This window comes from Candidatus Pelagibacter sp. uisw_138, from assembly GCF_059512485.2.
The window spans coordinates 1,266,880-1,284,396 of the sequence record NZ_CM183453.2; the positions used below are offsets into that span (position 1 = coordinate 1,266,880).

Annotated in this window: 17 protein-coding genes; 3 read left to right on the plus strand and 14 right to left on the minus strand. The window is 31.2% G+C overall.

The window, feature by feature from the left end:
* Positions 1-131: 131 nt before the first annotated feature.
* A complete protein-coding gene (gene dapF, locus AC5YGC_RS06780) occupies positions 132-956 on the plus strand; it encodes a diaminopimelate epimerase (RefSeq protein ID WP_496139461.1) in 825 nt (274 codons plus the stop codon).
* On the plus strand, positions 956-1,873 hold the full coding sequence (ftsY, locus tag AC5YGC_RS06785; protein ID WP_496139462.1) for a signal recognition particle-docking protein FtsY: 918 nt from the start codon (positions 956-958) through the stop codon (positions 1,871-1,873). The genes dapF and ftsY overlap by 1 nt, the downstream gene beginning before the upstream one ends.
* Here the strand turns inward: ftsY and AC5YGC_RS06790 are convergent.
* The 8 genes from AC5YGC_RS06790 to AC5YGC_RS06825 all read right to left on the minus strand — a co-directional run bounded on the left by AC5YGC_RS06790 (position 1,866) and on the right by AC5YGC_RS06825 (position 9,843).
* Complete coding sequence (locus tag AC5YGC_RS06790) at positions 1,866-2,429, minus strand: hypothetical protein (RefSeq protein WP_496139463.1); 564 nt, start codon at positions 2,427-2,429, stop codon at positions 1,866-1,868. The two genes, ftsY and AC5YGC_RS06790, sit on opposite strands and share 8 nt — an antisense overlap.
* A gap of 54 nt (positions 2,430-2,483) precedes the next feature.
* The gene (locus AC5YGC_RS06795; RefSeq protein ID WP_496139464.1) at positions 2,484-3,377 is read right to left on the minus strand and encodes an EamA family transporter; all 894 of its coding nucleotides are present in this window, start codon (positions 3,375-3,377) and stop codon (positions 2,484-2,486) included.
* Between the two features lie 182 nt (positions 3,378-3,559).
* Complete coding sequence (locus AC5YGC_RS06800; RefSeq protein ID WP_496140318.1) at positions 3,560-4,897, minus strand: amidase family protein; 1,338 nt, start codon at positions 4,895-4,897, stop codon at positions 3,560-3,562.
* 10 nt (positions 4,898-4,907) lie between these two features.
* The gene (locus tag AC5YGC_RS06805; RefSeq protein WP_415294914.1) at positions 4,908-6,269 is read right to left on the minus strand and encodes a TRAP transporter large permease; all 1,362 of its coding nucleotides are present in this window, start codon (positions 6,267-6,269) and stop codon (positions 4,908-4,910) included.
* Positions 6,259-6,843, minus strand: coding sequence for a TRAP transporter small permease subunit (locus AC5YGC_RS06810; protein ID WP_415279175.1), 585 nt, complete (start codon positions 6,841-6,843; stop codon positions 6,259-6,261). The genes AC5YGC_RS06805 and AC5YGC_RS06810 overlap by 11 nt, the downstream gene beginning before the upstream one ends.
* Positions 6,844-6,936: 93 nt before the next feature.
* Positions 6,937-8,097 carry a TRAP transporter substrate-binding protein gene (locus AC5YGC_RS06815; protein WP_415294915.1) on the minus strand — a complete coding sequence of 387 codons (1,161 nt, stop codon included), beginning with the start codon at positions 8,095-8,097 and terminating at the stop codon, positions 6,937-6,939.
* Positions 8,098-8,349: 252 nt separating this feature from the next.
* Entirely contained in the window at positions 8,350-8,853 is a 504-nt protein-coding gene (locus AC5YGC_RS06820; RefSeq protein WP_496139465.1) for a hypothetical protein, read from the minus strand.
* Positions 8,854-9,003: 150 nt separating this feature from the next.
* Positions 9,004-9,843: a DUF4198 domain-containing protein gene (locus AC5YGC_RS06825; protein ID WP_496139466.1), complete on the minus strand. Its 840-nt coding sequence runs from the start codon at positions 9,841-9,843 to the stop codon at positions 9,004-9,006.
* Between AC5YGC_RS06825 and AC5YGC_RS06830 the strand changes: the two genes are divergently transcribed.
* On the plus strand, positions 9,806-10,924 hold the full coding sequence (locus AC5YGC_RS06830; protein WP_496139467.1) for a HupE/UreJ family protein: 1,119 nt from the start codon (positions 9,806-9,808) through the stop codon (positions 10,922-10,924). The two genes, AC5YGC_RS06825 and AC5YGC_RS06830, sit on opposite strands and share 38 nt — an antisense overlap.
* 1 nt (position 10,925) lies before the next feature.
* Here AC5YGC_RS06830 and AC5YGC_RS06835 read toward each other — a convergent pair whose 3' ends face one another.
* From AC5YGC_RS06835 to AC5YGC_RS06860, 6 genes are all read right to left on the minus strand, one after another.
* Positions 10,926-11,999 (minus strand): ABC transporter ATP-binding protein, encoded by a 1,074-nt coding sequence (locus AC5YGC_RS06835; protein ID WP_496139468.1) that lies wholly within the window; start codon positions 11,997-11,999, stop codon positions 10,926-10,928.
* Positions 11,992-13,071 carry an ATP-binding cassette domain-containing protein gene (locus AC5YGC_RS06840; RefSeq protein WP_496139469.1) on the minus strand — a complete coding sequence of 360 codons (1,080 nt, stop codon included), beginning with the start codon at positions 13,069-13,071 and terminating at the stop codon, positions 11,992-11,994. The genes AC5YGC_RS06835 and AC5YGC_RS06840 overlap by 8 nt, the downstream gene beginning before the upstream one ends.
* On the minus strand, positions 13,071-13,919 hold the full coding sequence (locus AC5YGC_RS06845) for a carbohydrate ABC transporter permease (RefSeq protein WP_415290424.1): 849 nt from the start codon (positions 13,917-13,919) through the stop codon (positions 13,071-13,073). The genes AC5YGC_RS06840 and AC5YGC_RS06845 overlap by 1 nt, the downstream gene beginning before the upstream one ends.
* A 2-nt stretch (positions 13,920-13,921) precedes the next feature.
* Positions 13,922-14,782, minus strand: coding sequence for a carbohydrate ABC transporter permease (locus AC5YGC_RS06850; RefSeq protein WP_415290426.1), 861 nt, complete (start codon positions 14,780-14,782; stop codon positions 13,922-13,924).
* A 63-nt stretch (positions 14,783-14,845) separates the two neighbouring features.
* On the minus strand, positions 14,846-16,381 hold the full coding sequence (locus AC5YGC_RS06855; RefSeq protein ID WP_496139470.1) for a type 2 periplasmic-binding domain-containing protein: 1,536 nt from the start codon (positions 16,379-16,381) through the stop codon (positions 14,846-14,848).
* A gap of 22 nt (positions 16,382-16,403) precedes the next feature.
* Complete coding sequence (locus tag AC5YGC_RS06860) at positions 16,404-17,465, minus strand: alcohol dehydrogenase catalytic domain-containing protein (RefSeq protein WP_496139471.1); 1,062 nt, start codon at positions 17,463-17,465, stop codon at positions 16,404-16,406.
* Between the last annotated feature and the right edge of the window lie 52 nt (positions 17,466-17,517).

The window sequence follows — 17,517 nt, forward strand, 5'->3', positions numbered from 1 at the left end:
GTGGGCGAATATCGCTGACTAGTGTTGATCTCTTTGTCTCCAAAGACACCACAAATTTAACGTTTTTGTGGAAACGAAGACAACCTATAATAGAGGTTCAAAAAGTCAATAAATAAGTTAAATATCTACATATGGATATTAAAGCATTTAAAATGGATGGTTTGGGTAATGATTTTGTAATTATTGATCAAAGAAGCCAGAACTTCAATTTAAACAAAGATCAAATAATTAAAGTATGTGATCGTAGTTTCATTGGATGTGATCAACTCATTCTAATTAAGAAAAATAAAGAAATAGATGCAGATGTAGAATTCTATAATTCAGATGGAAGTACATCTGGTGCCTGTGGAAATGGCACTAGGTGTGTGGCAGACCTTCTATCAAAAGAAAGTGGTAAAAAAGAAATAACGCTTTTAACAGCTTCTGGCTCTCTAAAATCAAAAATCTTAGGAAGTAATTTAGTTGAAACCGAAATAGGTATACCAAAAGTTAATTGGGAGGAGATTCCCTTAAGTAAGCAGCTAAATACACAAGACTTAAAAATTGAAATTGTAGATAAAAATAACACTAAACATATTGGTGGAACAGCTGTAAATGTTGGCAATCCACATATAATTTTTTTTGTAAACGATATTGAAGCATTTGACTTACAAAGTATTGGTCCAAAAATTGAAAATCATCAACTATTTCCAGAAAAATGTAATGTAACCCTGGCTAAAGTTGTGAATAAAAATTTAATAAAAGTAAAAGTTTGGGAAAGGGGAGCTGGGCTTACTAAAGCTTGTGGTACGGCAGCTTGTGCAACGGTTGTTGCAGCTAATATTAATAATCTAGTAGAAAAAACTACAGATATAGAATTTGCATTAGGTAATTTAACAATTTCTATTGATGAGAGAAATAGCATTCACATGAAAGGACCTGTGTCTGATATCAAAAATATTGACATTAAATTATAATGGGAATTTTTGATAAATTTAAAATTGGTTTTAAAAAAAGCGCTTCTGCATTTACATCTGGTTTAAGAGATATAATTGTAAAAAAAGAAATAGATGACAAAACATTAGATCAAATTGAAGAATATTTGATTCAATCAGATGTTGGTCTTGTTGCAGCTGAAGAAATTAAGAAAATTATTGCTAAAGAAAAAATTGACCCAAAAAAAGATATTATGAATGAGGTAAATTTAATTCTTAGAAGCTATATAGTCACTTTAATGAAACCTTTGGAAAATGAGAATTTTTTTAATAAAAAAGAAAAGCTCAACGCAGTTCTAGTATCGGGAGTTAATGGGGTTGGAAAAACAACAACTATTGGAAAAATTGGTAAAATTTTAAAATCTAACGGTAACAAAGTTATGTTTTCTGCCTGTGATACGTTTAGAGCAGCTGCTATAGAACAATTAGAAAGCTGGGCTAATAAAATTGATGTACAAATTACAAAATCTACTCAAGGGTCAGACCCCGCATCAGTTGCCTACAAAGCAATTGAAGAAGCATTAAAGGGCGATTTTAGTCATGTTTTAATTGATACAGCAGGGAGATTGCAAAATAAAAAAAATTTAATGGAAGAATACAAAAAAATTGCCCATGTGACTAAAAAAATAGATCCAGATGCTCCTCACGATGTAATCCTAGTACTTGACGCAACCTCTGGCCAAAATGTTATCAGTCAAGTGGAAGAGTTTAATAAAATTATACCTCTTACTGGTTTGATAATGACAAAATTAGATGGCACTGCAAAAGGAGGAATTTTATTAGCACTTGCTAAAAAATATAAGCTTCCAATAATTGCTCTTGGGCTTGGTGAAAAAGAAGATGATTTACAAATCTTTAATGCAGAAAAATTTGCTGAAGCATTTACTCAAATTAATTAATTAGATTATTAGAAATTAAAGGTTTGTAGTAGCTACATTTATAATTTTCTTTAAGATTTGAATGCCCACAATTTTTTGCTATTGATGAAATTATAAAATCAAACTTACCATTTAATGGATATGAGTTTAATTTTTTATTAGCAATATCAAATTTAAAATTTTTTCTTATATTTTTAATTGCACTAATCATGACTAAAGTATTGTTATCTTTTAACAGATAATAAGCAAAGTCTTCTGGAAAAACTGGATAGTCATAACCTTCTAAGAGGTGTTTTGCCTGTGAAGGAAACCATTCATATGAAATTAATGGTGATGAAATTTTTGTTTTATAATTATAGATATATAAATCTTGAGGAAAATCTGTAACATAATTATAATCTTCACCTCTTGCTAAAATAGCTTTATCTCTAGTTTTAAAAAAAAGAGCAAAACTTTTATTATGAGAGTTCATTTGCCCTATATGAAAAAGAGTATTTACTGAAGATTCTATATTTTCTGCAATTACTGAACTTGAAATAAATATTAAGTAAAATGATGTTATAATAAATTTTTTCACTGTCTATTTATAGAAATGAAATTTGTAAATTATTTGGTCAGATTGTGGCTTAATTTAAACTTTTCTTTTAACAATATAAACACCACCAAAAACTAATATTGTTCCAATATAATGGTAATATTCAAGCTGTTCATTAAAAAATAAAAAACCATAAATAGCACTATAAACAGTAAAAATATAAAGTGTGAAACCAGTAATTGATGCACCAAGTTTCTTTTGTGCCATTGTATATAAGGTGAATGCTATAATTCCTGGTGAGATAGCTGCAAATAAAACCCACATAAAAAAGTCTGAATTAAAGACAGTTCTTACAAAGAAAGCTTCTTCTATTAAATAAAATGGTAGCAAACTGACTACACCAAAAAACGCAATCAAAGTAAATCTATCAAAAATTTTAAGATCGGTTTTCCAATAAAATAGATAAATAGAATAAAGAGCCCATCCTATTGCAGAAGCTAACATCCATAAATCTCCAATTGTAAATTTAAGGCTAATTAACAAAGATAAATCACCCTTAATGATGATGGCAAAAACACCTACTAAACAAGAAATAAGTCCTACAATCCTAAGAAGGTTTATTTTTTCTTTAAAAAAAATACTAGAAATAAGAATTATGAATATTGGAGAAGATGAATATATAATTCCCATGTTAGTAACAGTAGTCGTTTGTCCTGCTAAAAAAGGAAAAGCTCCACAAACACCACAACCCATTGATCCAATAAAAAATATCCTTTTGTATTCTTTTTTTACAAATTTAAAATTTTTTTTTAATGAGATAAAAGTAAAAGGGAGCAACATTAAGAAGACGGCTGCCCACCTCCAAAAAGCTAAAGAAATTGGTGGTACATACTCAACTCCTCCTCTTGCAACTATCAAATTGCTAGCCATAAAAATTGGTTGGATAAATAATAACAGAAAAGGTAAATAATTATTTTTAGAATTATTCACTACAAGTAGAAAATTAGTTTTTGTCGAAAAAGGCTTCGTAGACCATCATAAAAATTGCAACAGCCATTAAAATAAATACTGGCAATACATCCCAAAAACCTATCATTGATGATCTTGTCAATGTAGTCGCTAAGCCGATAAGAAAAATTGCAGCAAGAAAAGTACCTAGAAATTTTGTTATATTATTTAGCATATTTTTTACAATTTTTTTCTAACCAATTGGCTACACCTAAAAATCTTAAATCATCTAGCTTGTCTCCAATTAACTGAACTCCTAATGGTAAATTATTAGCACCTGTAAGTAAAGGTAATGAAATAGAAGGTAAGCCCATATAGGTCCAAGTAGTGCAGAATTCTGGGCTACCTGTACTCTTTAAACCCTTAGGTGCAACCCCAGTTGTAGATGGACTTAACACACCGTGATAGTCCTCAAACACTTCTTTAAAAGATTCGTAACTTCTTTTCATAAAGTCCAATGCTTCAACATAATCTTTTGCCGAGTATTTTAAACCTCTTTCAATAGCACCAACCATTTCTTTAGAAAGTTTTTTCTTAGATTTTTTGTAATAACCTTGGAAATTATTAGCCATATCTGTTTCATGAATTATTTTATGATATTTTGGAATATCTTCAAAATATGATGGTGTATCAAATACTTCAATATTGTTTTTGAATGTTTTTATAAAAAACTCAAAAGACTTTTGAGATTCTTTATCTACATTTTTCCAATTTTTGGTTTTATAAAAGATAAATTTTGGTTCATATAATGGTCCTTTTTTACAAACTTTTAACATTTCATCAGATGAGTAATGGATAGTTGAACTATCGTATAAATCTTTTTTAATTAATGTTTTTGTTAATAAGGCAACATCTTCAACTGTTTTTCCAAAAACACCAATGTGATCTAACTTGTCTGACTGTTTTAAAACTCCACTTCGAGAGATTAGTCCATAAGATGGTTTGTACCCAACAACCCCACAATAAGAAGCTGGTCTAATAATTGATCCATTAGTTTGTGATCCAATTGATAGTGGTGCCATATGAGCTGCAACTGCAGCTGCAGAACCACTTGAAGATCCACCAGGTGTTCTTGAATTATCGTGAGGGTTAGTAGTTTTGCCTGGGTGAAAATATGCAAGTTCTGTGGTTACAGTTTTTCCCATAACTATTGCTCCTGCAATTTTAAGTAAATTGACAACTTCAGAATCTTGAGAACTTGGCATTTTTTTTCTTAATGGAGTTCCACATTCAGTAGGCATTTCAAAAGTACCTATTATATCCTTAACTGCAATTGGTAGGCCGTGTAAAGAACCTAGAGGCTTTCCTGATTTTCTGTATTCATCCGCTTCTTCTGCTTTTTCTAAAAGTTTTTTTTTATCAAAATATTCCCAAGCCTTGATATCTTTTTCAAATTTTTCAATTCTTTCAATATATTGTGTACAAACTTCTACAGAGGAAATTTGGCCTGTTTTTAAATGTTCTACTAACTTATTAGTTGTAAGAGAAAATATGTTCATAATTTTAAATTACCTAGTTTGCAAATAATGTTTCTGGTAGCCACAAAGCAATACCTGGAAACATATACATAAGGAACATTGCAAATATTACTATGGCCAAGAATGGCATAATTCCTGCAAATATTTCCATCAGCTCAACATTGTTTTTTTGTACACCTTTTAAATAATAGGCAGACATGGCCATGGGTGGTGTCAAAAAAGATGTTTGTAAATTAAGAGCAATCAACATTGCAAAGAAATATGGATTAACATCAAATACCTCAAGTAACGGCAAAAATATTGGTACAAATATAATTAAGATTTCAGTCCATTCTAACGGCCATCCTAAAAGAAAAATTATTATTTGTGTAATAATTAAGAATTGCCAAGTTGTTATTTCTATTGATTTGAAAAAATGCTCAAAAATTTCATGACCACCTAAATAAGAAAAGACTGAAGAGAAAGTCCATGAACCAATAAATAACCACATAATCATTGCTGTGGTTTTTGCTGTTAGAAAGACAGATTCTTTAAAACTTTGCCACTTAAGAGTTTTGTAAAACCAGGATAAGAGTATTGCTCCAAATGCTCCTGCTGCTGCAGCCTCAGCTGGCGTAGCTATGCCTGCTAAAATTGTTCCAAGTACTAACATTATTAACCCAAAAAGAGGGACAAAAGAAACTAGTACTTCTTTTAAAATCTCTGCTCTTGGTGGAATGTCCGCTGCATCTGGCTTGGGTGCAATTGATGGATTTATCCAAGCTCTGATTACAACATAAGCTATATATAAACTTGCAAGTAAAAGTCCTGGGAAAATTGCTGCAGCAAATAATCTTAAAGGTGATAATTGCGCAATCACTGAATATACAATTAACATAATACTTGGTGGTATTAAAATACCCAGACATCCCCCAGCACAAATTACTCCTGATGCAAATTTTTTATCATATCCCGCTTTAACCATTGCGGGCCAAGCAAGTAAGCCCATTAAGGTTACAACAGCACCAATAATTCCAGTTGCTGTAGAAAATAAAGTACAAGTTATTAATGCAGCTACTGCCATTGAAGCTGGCAATCTATGAGCTGCAAGTCTTATTGCGAAAAATAATTTTGATACAATTCCAGCTCTTTCAACTAAATACCCCATAAATAAAAAGAGGGGGACTGCAGTGAGGACATTATTATCCATAACTGTGTAGGTATTTTTTACAAATAATGAAAATATTCTATTATCAAAAATATGATCCATTAAAACAGGATCATAATAAGCATAATATCCAAAGCCTATTCCCATCGCCATTAGAGTAAATGCAATTGGAAAACCTAATAGTACTGCAAATAAAAATATCCCCATCATGAAGATAGCTACTTCCGGATTTGTTAGACTAAATAACATCTTTTTGATCCTCGTCCTGAGCTGTTCTCATTAAAATTTGTTCTGTTTCTTCTGCAACAACCATTCTTGCAGGCCAATGTCCCGTTTGAATACAAATAATTGATCTAAATACTTCAGCAACTCCTTGTATGGTCAAGAATACTCCTGCTGCTGGTATCAAAGATTTTGCCATATAAATATTAATCTGTGCTGGGCTACTCCAGCTAGTTTCTTTTATCTTCCAAGCAAGTGCCGCATATTCAAATCCATAAAATGCTAAAGCTATTACGCCAGGAAAAAAGAAAATAAAATAAAGTATTAAATCAATCCAACCTTGTGTTCTTGGTTTGAATAATCTGTAAATCACATCTCCTCTGACATGAGATTCCGTTGCCAAACAATAAGCTCCTGACATCATCAATATTGCACCATACATCTGCATACTAAAGTCAAAATTCCAAAGTGTTGGTTTGTTAAATATATATGCCATTGTTACTTCATAGCAAGTTCCACCCATTAAAATGACAATACACCAAGAAAAAGCTTTACCTATTGAAGTGCTTAATGTGTCAGCAAATTTTATGTAAGCTCTCATCATGATTTAAATAGAATACCCTAATTTTTTAAAAACTGTACTATAAAAAAAGGGGAGCCAAAACTCCCCTCTTTTAAATTATTTAAAAGCTAATTAGATTTTAACTTTTCCAATTGGGCCAAACTCATTTTCATAAGCTAGTTTGTAATTAGGCTGATTCATCAGCAAGTACTTCATTACTTTCTTAGCATATGCTTTTTGAGAATCGATAACCTTCTTGAAGAATGCATCTTTTGCAGAGAACTCTCCAACAATTTTATCCCAACCTTTTAACTGCTCAGCTAAAATAGCATCAGACGTTTGGTAAACATTAACCTTATGCTCGTTCATCAACATAGCTAAACTGTCAGAATATCTAACAAGTGCTTTGAAGTAGTTATCTGTATTCGCAGCATAAGCAGCGTTTTTTAAGATAGCTTGATGAGCAGGTGAAAGGCTTTTTAGTCTCTTCGTGTTCATAGGAATTTCAAACATCTCTTGAGATTGGTGAAAACTTCCTAAGTGATAGTGTTTAGAGACATCTTGCATTCCAAACTGTGAGTCTGATGTTGGGTTGTTAAACTCAGCAGCATCAATCAAACCAGTTTTCATTGCTGGTTGGATCTCACCACCTGGTAATTGTCTTACGACCATTCCCATAGCAGTTAAAACGTTAGTCGCTAGACCAACTGTTCTATACTTCATACCTTTAACATCAGATACTTTAGTTACATTCTTTTTAAACCAACCAAAAGGTTGTGCTGGCATAGGCATATGAAAGAATCCAGTGTAGTTATATCCAACACTAGCTACTGCTTCTTCATATAGTTTTCTTCCACCACCACGTTCCATCCATCCCATAACTTCTTGAGATGACATTCCGTATGAAGGACCAGTTCCAAAAAGTGAAGCTGCAGCGTTTTTACCATACCAATATGCTGTCACCCAGTGACCCATATCAACTATTCCATCACTTACCGCTGCTCCAATTTCTGAAGTTTTAACGATTGAGTTAACAGGTTGAAGATCAATCTTAAGTGATCCACCAGACATGTCACTAACCATGTTACAGTAGTCTTGCGCCATTTCAAAAAAGATGTTTGCACCTGATGGCCAAGCAGCTTGCATCTTTAATACAGTAGCGTGAGATCCTGCAGTTGCAATATTAGGCATTGCTACAGCTGTTGCTGCTGCTGCACCTGTGACTGCTGCCGCTTTAAAGAACTTACGTCTTGAAGGTGTTGTAGCCTTCAGAGATTTTTTATCTTTAATCATTATTTCTCCTCTATTAGTATTTGTTAATTAACATGGAAGATTTAATTATAAAAAAAGATTGGTGTCTATAGTGAAAATGACCCACCAATTCTTTAATACAATCACAAGTAGAATGTTTTTTAAAAACTTTTTTTTTGGCTTTTAAATACAACAGTTTTTACCGTCAATATTTCCTCTTTGTAAATATTTTATTAAATATAAATATAATTCTAAGAACCCCTAAATTAGGGCCAACAATTAAGTTGGTCTTAATTAACTAAACTTTTTTAAAAAATTTGAAAAAGTAGAAAGTAAATCTATATTCCAGTTCACAAATTCTATAACCAGCTCTTCTGAAGGTCTGATATTTCTAATTTTTGCATCAGTAGATATTTTTTTCCTTGGTGCTAATTTTATAAAATATCCTTTTTTTAGTCCATCATCAATAATTTGTGCAATAGTTTTGTAAGAATACTCTGATAATTTACTAGAAATACTTTCTTTATAAATTTCTTCTCCTAATTCGTTTGCTTCAAAAATTAATAAAAAAACTCTCATTCTTTTTTCTGTAGATAGACACCACTTCATCGCATATTCATGTGGTTTATATCTAAAAAGAGGAGTTAACTCCCTAAACATTTCTGTGTAACTAGAGCAAAATTGTTCTTCTGTTATTTTAAAAGGAAGTTTTTTTAGGTTTAGTTTTGAGATTATTCTTTTTGTTCTTTTAGTATCTTGTTCACTTAACGGTAGATTTTTATTAAGCTTAAAGGGCATATATCAATCTAATGGAAATAATTTTTCCATAAGTTTATTTAATCGAAAATTCATAAATTAACTATACTTGAGATTAATTACTAAAAGATACGGGAAAAAGTATCTCAAAAGTGCTGTGGTTGTTATCTTTTATAAAAAAAATGCTCTGTATTAATTTTTAAAAGTTAGACTTGCCCAAAAACTAAACCAATCAGATTTATGTTTTAGTTTTTCTATATAGTTGGCTTTTTCTAATTTAACCGAACTCAATAAATAGGTTCTATTTTTAAAAACTCTTATTATTCCTATTCCATTTATGTTGGTTTTTACAATTTCTTTATAACTATTTTCCTTATCTCTACTGAAAACAGTAATTTGCCAATTTTTTAGAGAATTACCTTTTTCAAATAATTGAAACTCAAATAAATTATCATTTAAGTTATAAGGAGAGTTTAAAGCAATAATTTCAAAATCTAATTTTGGTTTTTGAATAAAAAAACCTTTATTTCCATCTGTCATTAATGCTTTAGCAAATCTTTTGTAATTCTCTGTTGGCAAATTATTTTTATCTAATTTACCTAGGACACTCTGAAAATTTTGATTGTTTAAAAAATCTTCAAACTTTTCTAAAGATTCATACTTCAAAAATTCAAAATTTGTTTCATAATTTATTATGTGAAAACCTTTGTCTAAAATTAATGTTTGTATAGCTGGAAAATTGCCATTTCTCTGTGGTAAATTAATTACTTTGTTTTTGTTTTCTAGATATAAACTTTTTTTATGAGGATCATAGTAACCAAACGAAGCTCCCATGAGATTTTGGCCAATATTAATATGTATTTTTGATATTTCTTTATTATTAAATTTAAAATTAATTGGCTCAAGCCATAATTCATGTGCTTGTACATTAAATCTTAAAAAAGTAGTTAATAATAAGATTACAAAAAAATAAAAAATCTGATTTAACAAGTTAATGTTTTTTAAGATATTTATATTTTTACTAGTTTTCATTAAATCATCCTATTCTCATGAACTACGTCCAGCAATTGCAAATCTTAACATTTATGAAAAAGATAATATCATAAATGCTTCTCTAACTATCAGATTAAATCTTGAAGCTATTATTGCTGAGCTAGATATGAGTCACTCTAATACAAAAGTATCTAAAGAATCAGATCAATATGAAAGCTTAAGAAATATGAGTGCTGTTGATTTGCTTAAACAATTTAATTCTAAAATAATAAATCTTCAAAAAAAAATTTATTTAACTTCTGTTAGCTCTAATTATAGCTTAACTCTATTGAATATAGATATACCTGAAGTCGGTAATACCGACATAATTAGAGACACAATTATTAATTTTGATATTAAAAATATAAAAGATGAAGATTTAAAATTTTCTTGGGATAAAAATTTAGGATCAATTATTCTGCGTGTTAATTCTAAAAATAATGAGGATCTATATTCAAAACTAGTCGAAAGTGGTGATAAGTCTGGCTGGTTTAGTGTAACAAACAAAAGAGAAGAAAAACTCATTGATAATATTAAGTCATATACACAACTTGGTTTTAAGCACATAATACCAAAAGGTTTAGACCATATTCTATTTGTTCTTGCTTTATTTCTACTCTCATCAAGGTTAAAGATCTTGATACTACAAATTTCAATTTTTACTTTAGCACATACAATAACATTATTTCTTGGCGTACTAGATGTAATAAAAATACCCTCAATAATTGTTGAGCCTACCATTGCTCTATCAATTTGTTTTATTGCTATTGAGAATCTATTTACTAAAAATTTAAAAAAAACGAGACCCTATATAATCTTTATTTTTGGATTACTCCATGGTTTAGGATTTGCTGGAGTTTTAAATGAAATTGGAATTTCAGATGGTTTATTTATCTCAAGTCTAATTTCTTTTAATATTGGCGTTGAGCTTGGTCAAATTAGTGTGATATTTTTATCTTATATTTTTATCTCATTACTATTTCAAAATAAACCTTGGTACTATAATAGAATTACCAAACCTCTTTCACTAGTAATAGCATTAATTGGCCTTTATTGGTTTTTTGAAAGAATATTTGTTTAATTTAGATTAGTTTTTCATTTTCATAAATGCAGCACTTATCTTCAGGTATATGCAAGTCTACTTTATCTAATGGAACTTCTGTTTCTCTACTTATTTTAGATTTTATTGTAAGGCTTCCAATCTTTGCCGTAAGCAGTTTATAGTTTCCAAGATCTTCAACTTTTTCTACATTGGCACTAATTATATTTTCTTTTTGATTTTCAGCTATCTTGATAAATTCTGACCTTATACCTAATTTAATTTTCTTATCTTTTAATCTTGATAAATCTGTACTTGTTTTAATTAAAGTATCATTAATCTTAACACTATTGTCAGATGATGCTTCAGTTTCAAATAAATTCATTGCAGGAGAGCCTATAAAATATCCAACAAAAGTAGTGTTTGGTCTTTCAAATAATTCTTTGGGTGTCCCTGTTTGAACCACCTCGCCTTCACTCATAACAATTATATTGTCAGCAAAAGTCATAGCTTCGTTTTGATCGTGCGTAACGTATACAAGAGTTGTTTTGTATTGCTCGTTTATTTCTTTAAGATTTCTTCTTAATTTAAATTTTAGATCAGGATCTATAACTGTTAATGGCTCATCCATTAGAACTGCTGCTACATCCTCTCTTACAAGCCCTCTACCAAGTGAAATTAACTGCTTTTGATCTGCTGTGAGTTTTCTAGCAGGCAAATTTAAGAAAGATTTTAAATTTAATGTTTCTGCAACAGAATTAACTCTTTCTTCTACTATTTCTTTAGAAAAATCTCTACATCTCAAAGGGAAAGCCAAATTATCATATACTGACATGGTGCTGTAAATCACTGGGAATTGGAAAACTTGAGCAATATTTCTATTTTCAGTTTTAAGATCTGTAACATCTTTTTCATCAAATAATATTTTTCCTGATGAAGGCCTTACGAGCCCTGATACAATATTTAACATTGTTGTTTTTCCACATCCTGATGGCCCTAGAATTGCATATCTTTTTCCATCTTCCCAAACCATCGAAAATGGGTTTAGTGCATAAGTGGGGTTAGCATCGTTGGGATTATATGAGTGAGATATTTTATTTAAATTAATTTTAGACATTAATACCTCTAAATGGTGATGAAGCTAAATTTCCAACTTCATCGAATGCATAAGCTCTATTTGATTTAAAATTAATTTTAACTTTATCACGAATTTTAAAATCCATCACTTCCTCTATACTGGTTATAATTTTTAAATTTCCTCTTGTAAGGTGTAGTAAGGTTTCTGAGCCACTAATTTCTGCAAGTTCTACTTCAAACTCAAAACCATTATCATTTAATTCAATATCAGATGCTCTTATACCAAAATTAAAATTCTTATTTGTTAATTTAGATAAATGATTTGGAATATCTATTTCAATATCTTCAAATTTTATTTTATTAGAACCTAAGTCAGCTTTTAAAATATTCATTGGTGGGTCATTTGAAATAGCAGCAACCTTTAAATCTTTGGGATTTTCAAATATTTCTTTTGCTGCTCCTACTTGCAGCACTCTACCTTCATCAAGAACAATGACTTCACCATTAAGCTCCATTGCTTCCCTGGGATCAGTTGTCGAAAAAACTACAATACTTTCCTTTGATAAACCATTAACAAAGATATTTTTAAACTCTTCTCTTAATTGCTCTCTTAACTTGTAGTCCAAATTAACTAGTGGCTCATCAAGTAGTAAAATCTTTGCATTCTTTACAAGTGATCTTGCAACTGAAACCCTTTGCTGTTGGCCACCTGATAATTCTTGGATTTTTCTTTTTTCATAACCTTCTAGTCCTACTAATTTTAAAGATTTAAAAACCTCATCATTAATTTTTTGAGGGTCTAAACCTCTTTGTTTGAGAGGAAAAGCTATATTTTCAAAAACATTTAAGTGAGGGTAGTTAATGAATTGCTGATAAACCATGGCAATATTTCTTTTCCACACGGGTATCTCTAAAAAATTCTTATCTTCAAATCTAATCGATCCACTATCTGGCATGAGTAGCCCTGCTATTGTTTTTAATAAGGTAGTTTTCCCAGAAAGTGTTCTTCCCAAAATTGTATACAATTTACCTTTTTCAAAATTAAAAGAGATTTTTCTTAACTGAAGTTCTTCGGTTAATTTATACGATAAGTTTTCACCAACTAAATTCATTATTTAATTGCTCCTGATAGATTTCCTTTTGATAAATATCTCTCAACAATAAATGCAACAACAATTAATGGTGCAACAGAAACTAGTGCTGAGGCTGATAAACTCCACCATGGTGTTATTGAAGAGTTTAAAGCTACAATTTTTACAGGAAGTAACTGCACTTCAGTAAAGGTTAAAATAAAAGCAAAAAAGAAATCAATCCATCCAAATATAATACAAAACATTCCAGCAACAATTAACCCTGGTATTGAATTTGGTAATACAACTTTATAAAATGCCTGGTAAGGATTACATCCATCTATCAATGCCGTTTCATCTATCTCTCTTGGAACTTTATTAAAAAAATCAACCATAATCCAAACTGCTATTGGCATTAACAAAACAATATAAACAACTATTAGTCCAAATAGACTGTCCAATAAATTAACCGCACCAAGAAATAAAAAGAAAGGTATGGATAAAACAATTGGTGGCATAATTCTTTGAGAAATAAAGAAAAATGTAATGTCATTATTCTTTATAGGACCAGCTTTGAATGTATATCTAGAAAGAGCATAAGCAGATAAGGTTCCAAGTATAATACTAACTAAACTTGCAGTGCATGTTACAAACAAACTATTAAAATAAGGTTCAACAATGTCTACTCCTCCTTGTGCTGGAGATTTAATTAAAACTCTCCAACCCTCTAAGTTTGGTTCAAAATCAACCCACGGGATGTACGTAACACCTCCATTTACTGAATTAAAATCTTTAAAAGAAGTTGTAAGTGCCCAAAGAAAAGGTGCCACAACAAAAACAGTCCAAACTGTAATAAAAAAATATTTTAAGAATGTGTATAATTTTCCCATATTTAATCTTTGAGTAATAGTTTGGTTAATACTTTTGCAATAACTGTTAAACTTATGATCATTATTATTAAATAAGTGAATGACATTGAAGCAGCATAGCCCATTTGAAATTCTCTCAATCCTTTAATAAAGATATAAAAACTTGATGTCTCAGTTGAAGTTCCTGGACCACCCGAGGTTAAGACATAAACAGTATCCATTATTTTTGAAGCTTCAATTAGTCTTATGATAATTGCTCCAATAGATATTGGTGCCATTAATGGAAATGTTACGTAAATAAATTTTCTAATTGGACTTGCTCCATCAATTGCAGCTGCTAAAAAAGGTTCTTTAGGAAGTGATAAAAGACCAGCTAACAATAGTAAAAACATAAAAGGTGTCCACTGCCAAACTTCAACAATAATAACTGTAACTTTAGCTAAAGTAGGATCGGTAAGCCATTTTGGTGCAATATCAAAAATTTGTAAAAGATCATTAACAGGACCTAGTGACTCATGAAAAAAAGTTCTCCAAATAACGGTCATAATAACTGGGGTGGTCATCATAGGTATTAAAAATAATACTCTAAAAAATCTTTGAAACTTGATTTCCTTCCAAACCATATGAGCCAGTGTAAAGCCAATTACATATTGCAGAACAACAGTTGTAACTGACAAAAAACTTAATCTAATAAACGACTCCCAGAATCGTGGATCATCAGTAAATAATCTGACATAATTTTCGAGACCTATAAAGTTTAAACCATTGTAACTATTCCAACCTGATAAACTTAAACGAACTACAAATATTATTGGAAAAATTAAGATACCTATAAGAACAAATAAACCTGGAAATAAAAAAACGTATTTATGTTTAAAGTTCATGTATTTGAATTTTGAATGTAATGTATGTGGCCACTAATTAAAAGCGGCCACATAAAGTTATTTTTATAACTTGTTGTCTTCCATTTTGACACCAACAGCATAGTCTTCTTGTACTGCTGATTTACCAACTCTTTTGACAATTGCTTCCCACTCTTTAGCAACTTCATCCAAAGCTTCTTGAGGAGATAGCTGACCAGCTAAAGCCTTAGAAGTTCCAGTTGCAACTGCACTAGTGAATTCAAACACACCACGAACTCTTAAAGGGAAAACTCTATTCTTACTTTTTTCCATATCTTTAAGCGTCTTAGTATATGATTTTGCAATATCTACATCCCAACCCATTGTATCTATGTAAAGATTTGGATCGAAATCAGAGTTTTTAAATGGATTAACACCAAAGTTACCAATAGCTAAGTCAGCTTGGTGGTTTGCTCCGTTAGAAAAGAAACATAGATAGTCAAACGCCATCTCTTGTACTTTACTTTGCTTAGCAACACCTACTGCCCAACCCCATACAATGTATGGTGCTTGGTTGTATTTGTTATCCCATTTGCCAGATACTCTATTCCAAACTTTATCTGCACCTGGAAGAGGAGCTGTACCTACTTTATTTTTAATAGGACTGTCGTCTTGCATCGCTGCAATAAAAGCATCATCCCATGAAAAACTAAATAAAGTTTGGCCACCACCAAATGATCCAATTTCATCACCTAGTCCAAAGTTAATTCCTCCTGGAGGAACATAATTAGTAGCTTCTACCCAATCAGTTAAAGCTTCAACAAATCCTGGATTATTAATATTTGGTTTCATAGTTTCTAAATCAAAAAAGAAACCACCTGGAGTTCTTGGATTTTTAGCATACGCTACCGATCTACTGAAAAAAGCTGCAAACATTAAGTCGTCTTTTTTCATAACTTCAGCTGAACCGTATTCTTTTTCTCCATCTCCATCCCAATCCCAACCGTTAAAGTATTTGGCCATTTCGCCGTATTCTTTCCAAGTTGTAGGAACTCTTAACTCTTTGCCAGTAGCCTCTTTATACTCTTTCTGGTATTTAGGATTATCAATTACATCTTTTCTGTATTTTAGATAATGTCTGTCACCATCAACTGGATATTGATACATAGTTCCATCCCAAGAAGAAACGCCCACATGAGATTTTGTTACATCTTTCATCTCTTTTGTGTTCATGTATTTTTTTGGAACTGGTGCTAAATATTGTCTCCAGTCATTTATAAAGTTAGAAAATCCAAATACGATATCGTACGGAGATTGACCAGCTTTAAAAGGAACCATAGCTTTTGCATACAAATCACCTGCTGGTGTATGTGTTACATCTACTGTTGCTCCTGTTAATTTAGCAAACTGTTCAGCATGAAGAGCTGTAGGTTGTCCAATTACTGGAACTGCATGCGTATTTATTTTTAGAGTTTTTCCTTTGTAGTTCTTTTTTGAAATTTCTTCATAAGAACAGTCACCAGAAATATCTCCTGTTGCTTTGATATGTGGAAATTGATCACTCCACTTATCTGCATAAGCTGGGCTAAATATCAGAATTCCTGATATCATAGCACTTAAGCAAGTTTTTATTATTTTCATTTATCCCTCTCGTTATTTATTATTATGGAACTAAAACGGCTCTTCCCTTAACTTTACCTTCGTTAAGATCATGAAGCGCTTTATTAGCATCGCCTAATTTATACTCTTGCATAGATAGTGTAACTAACCCTTTGTTAGCTAACTCCATCAGCTCATATAACTCAGACCACGTTCCTACTAAATTTCCAACTATTGTTTTTTCTGAAATAATTACATCGACAGCTAGAACTCTGATTTCCTCACCATAACCAACGATATAATAATATCCACTACCTGCTGTCATTTTGATGCCCATTGCAGTTGATCCTTTTTCACCTACAAAATCAATTACAGCCTCACCACCTTTACCTTTGGTAAGCTCTAGAACTCTTTCAACTTCATTGCCATCAATTAAAACTCCCTCATCGCCACCAAGTGACATTGCATGTTTTAATGCTTCAGCAGATTTTTCAACAATAATAATATTTGCAGCACACATTGCTTTTAAACATTGAATTGCAATATGGCCAAGTCCACCAGCTCCAATAATTACACAGGTCTGACCTGGTAATAAATGTCTAGTAGCTTTTTTAACAACTCTATAAGCAGTAAGTCCTGCATCAGAAAAGGGTGCAACATCTTTTGGTGCCAATATAGTAGGCAGTTTAATTAAGTTACGAACACTTGTTTTAAGTAATTCCGCATATCCACCTTCTTTAATATTCAAACCTGGAAATGCTCCATCTTCTGCATGTTGATCTAAACCTCTACGACAGCTCAAACAAGTTCCATCAGTTCCTGAAATAATTGGGTGCAAAATTACTGGATCACCTTTTTTAAATCCTACAACATCCTTTCCTACTTCTTCAACCCATCCAGCATTTTCATGACCCATAACCATAGGTAACAAATCTCCTTTAGGATCTTGAATATGTTCCCAAACACCTTCAATAATATGTAGGTCAGTTCTACAAACTCCCGCAGCACCAATTTTAACAATAACGTCTGATGATTTTTCTAATTTTGGATCTGGCATTTCTTGCTCAGTAACCCAAACTTTTTCATCCATTTTTGGATTATACTTATGTAAAACTTGTGCCTTCATAATTTATCTCTATTCTTTAGTTTGTTAATTTTTTTAATAACAAACCCTATCC

Coding starts and splice junctions, on each gene's coding strand:
- AC5YGC_RS06835 (WP_496139468.1), bottom strand. CDS start 11,999: ATGTCTAAAATTAATTTAAATAAAATATCTCACTCATATAATCCCAAC.
- AC5YGC_RS06845 (WP_415290424.1), bottom strand. CDS start 13,919: ATGGGAAAATTATACACATTCTTAAAATATTTTTTTATTACAGTTTGG.
- AC5YGC_RS06825 (WP_496139466.1), bottom strand. CDS start 9,843: ATGAAAACTAGTAAAAATATAAATATCTTAAAAAACATTAACTTGTTA.
- AC5YGC_RS06820 (WP_496139465.1), bottom strand. CDS start 8,853: ATGCCCTTTAAGCTTAATAAAAATCTACCGTTAAGTGAACAAGATACT.
- AC5YGC_RS06850 (WP_415290426.1), bottom strand. CDS start 14,782: ATGAACTTTAAACATAAATACGTTTTTTTATTTCCAGGTTTATTTGTT.
- AC5YGC_RS06840 (WP_496139469.1), bottom strand. CDS start 13,071: ATGAATTTAGTTGGTGAAAACTTATCGTATAAATTAACCGAAGAACTT.
- AC5YGC_RS06860 (WP_496139471.1), bottom strand. CDS start 17,465: ATGAAGGCACAAGTTTTACATAAGTATAATCCAAAAATGGATGAAAAA.
- ftsY (WP_496139462.1), top strand. CDS start 956: ATGGGAATTTTTGATAAATTTAAAATTGGTTTTAAAAAAAGCGCTTCT.
- dapF (WP_496139461.1), top strand. CDS start 132: ATGGATATTAAAGCATTTAAAATGGATGGTTTGGGTAATGATTTTGTA.
- AC5YGC_RS06830 (WP_496139467.1), top strand. CDS start 9,806: ATGTTTTTTAAGATATTTATATTTTTACTAGTTTTCATTAAATCATCC.
- AC5YGC_RS06805 (WP_415294914.1), bottom strand. CDS start 6,269: ATGTTATTTAGTCTAACAAATCCGGAAGTAGCTATCTTCATGATGGGG.
- AC5YGC_RS06810 (WP_415279175.1), bottom strand. CDS start 6,843: ATGAGAGCTTACATAAAATTTGCTGACACATTAAGCACTTCAATAGGT.
- AC5YGC_RS06815 (WP_415294915.1), bottom strand. CDS start 8,097: ATGATTAAAGATAAAAAATCTCTGAAGGCTACAACACCTTCAAGACGT.
- AC5YGC_RS06855 (WP_496139470.1), bottom strand. CDS start 16,381: ATGAAAATAATAAAAACTTGCTTAAGTGCTATGATATCAGGAATTCTG.